The 2408-nt window shown below is 56.6% G+C and carries 3 protein-coding genes; all 3 read left to right on the forward strand.

Translation table 11 applies throughout. From position 1 onward, the window contains the following. Positions 1–644 (forward strand): cell division protein FtsH (locus VI895_10065; protein HLG20141.1); only part of this gene is annotated, 644 nt, incomplete at its 5' end. Between the two features lie 10 nt (positions 645–654). Then, a complete protein-coding gene (gene cdaA / locus VI895_10070; protein HLG20142.1) occupies positions 655–1473 on the forward strand; it encodes a diadenylate cyclase CdaA in 819 nt (272 codons plus the stop codon). Beyond that, on the forward strand, positions 1470–2393 hold the full coding sequence (locus VI895_10075; protein ID HLG20143.1) for a CdaR family protein: 924 nt from the start codon (positions 1470–1472) through the stop codon (positions 2391–2393). The genes cdaA and VI895_10075 overlap by 4 nt, the downstream gene beginning before the upstream one ends. Positions 2394–2408 lie beyond the last annotated feature (15 nt).

Here is a 2408-nt window from a genome sequence, read left to right on the forward strand (position 1 = left end):
ATCCGATTCACAAGGTTACGATCATCCCGCGCGGGATGGCACTCGGCCTGACCCACCAAATGCCGACGGAGGACAAATACACGTTGAACCAGGATTTCGCCGAAACGACGATTGCCATCATGATGGGCGGACGAGTTGCGGAGGAGCTGGTGTTCGGGCGGAAGACGAACGGCGCCGGGAACGATATCGAAAAAGCCACCGAGCTGGCGCGAAAGATGGTCTGCGAGTGGGGAATGAGCGACAAGATGGGGCCGCTGACGTTCGGCAAGAAAGAGGAGGAAATTTTTTTGGCGCGCGATATATGGCGTACGCCCAATTATAGCGAGCGGACGGCGCAACTGATCGACGATGAGATCCGCCAAGTCGTGCTGCGGAATTATGAGAGAGCAAAGGGGATTCTCACGCAAAAACGAGACGTTTTGGATCGATTAGCGGACGCGCTTTTGGAGTACGAGGTGCTGGAAGGTGAGGAAGTCTCGGCGATTATCGAGGGGCGACCGTTTCAAAAGAAAAAGATAGTCCCTTCAAAACCGGGTCAGGGGACGAGCCAGCCCGCCGAAACGAAAAGCGTAATCCCCGGATTATTAGGCAAGCCGGAGCCGGCGATGGGTTTCGTCGGCGCGGAGCCGAAGCGACGACCCTGAGGAGGATGATTTGTTCGACGTCTTTCGAGATCTCGATTTTCGCCCGGTCGATCTCGTGGATATCGGCCTCGTCGCCTTCTTTATCTATTGGATTCTGCATCTCATTCGCGGCACCCGGGCGGTTTACATGCTCGTCGGTCTGGTCGTCGCCGTGAGCATGTACTGGCTCTCGTCGTTCGGGGAGCTCTATACGGTCAATTGGATTCTTTCGAATTTCTTTGGAAGCCTCTTTCTGGTCATCGTCGTCATCTTTCAGGACGACCTCCGCCGGATGCTCACCCGAATCGGCCATACGCAATGGATCTATTCCCTCGGTCCTTCTCAGGAGAATCAAGTCATCGAAGAGTTGGTGAAAACCTCGGTGTCGCTTGCGAACAAGAAAATCGGAGCGCTGATCGTTTTGGAGCGCGATGCCAACGTTACGGAATACGTGGACGTGGGCATCACGCTGGACGCGGTGGTCTCGAAGGAACTGATCACCAGTATTTTTCTGCCAACTTCGCCGTTGCATGACGGCGCTATTGTGCTTCAAAAAGGGAGGCTCACGGCGGCGGGCTGCTTTCTTCCGTTGACGATGAACCCCAGCGTCGGCGTGGAAGTGGGGACGAGGCACAGAGCGGCCATTGGATTGACGGAGGAGACGGATTCCGTCGCGATCGTGGTGTCGGAAGAAAAAGGTTGGATTTCGTTGGTCGTCGACGGTCGAATCACGAAAGGACTGGACGGCGCGGCGCTACGTAAAATGTTGATCAAATACGTGCAGCCGCAGGTGACTCCATTGCGCCGGCTCTGGGCGCAGTGGACGCGCCCTAAACCGGAGCAGACGTGAAATCTTTCTTCACGACCCGCCCGCTCATGAAGCTGATGGCCGTCGTCCTCGCGTTCTTTCTATGGACGTTTGTTCATAGCGAACAGCGGGTGGATCTAAGCTTGAAAGTGGCGGTTCAGCTGAAAAACAAACCGGAGGATCTCGTGATTTCGGGCGAGTGGGAGCGGTTCATAAAACTTGGCATTGCGGGACCGCGTTCGCGCGTGCGCGGGCTCACGGACGAGTCCATCGGTCCGTACGACGTGGACCTGAAGGCAGAGCACGCCGGCGTGACGAGCATTCGCGTGTACGAAGATGACTTCAAGATTCCGTATGGGGCGCGGATCACGCGTATCACTCCGCAGGTAATCCGCATCACCCTGGACCGGGCGGAGGAGCGCCTCATGCGCATCCGGCCGCTTTTCATGGGGGAACTGGAGGAGGGATTTGAGTTGTCCTCGTACGACGTGATCCCGCCGTACGTGAAAATCAAAGGCCCGCGCAAAGACCTGGCCTCCCTCAGCGCCCTTGAAACGGAGCCGATTTCGCTGAGCGGCCGTCACGAAAATTTTCAGGGCGAGTTTCACGTGCGCTATCCGGAAGGGATCGCCGAACAGAAAGAAGTCAAGGTGGCCGTCAAGGTGGTGATCCGCGAGCGGGAAGTTTCAAGAATTTTAGAGGACATCCCGGTCAAAGTCGCGGGCGTGAATGAAACCGTGCGCGTGGTTCCCGCCAAGGTCAATCTCCGAGTGAGGGGACCCGCGGGGATGGTGGCTTCCCTGATGGAAGAAAAACTGGAAGTCGAAATTGACGCGAAAAAGCTCGGACTGCTCCAGAATCGGAAGAAGACGTACCGAATTCGGCCGATTCCACCCACCCGGCCCGGCATTGAGATTACGATGATACCTGATAATGTCCTCGTTACCCTGGCCCAGGAGTGAGTTAAGGGGACACAC

Source organism: Bdellovibrionota bacterium, assembly GCA_035292885.1.
Taxonomy (GTDB): Bacteria; Bdellovibrionota_G; JALEGL01; order JALEGL01; family DATDPG01; genus DATDPG01.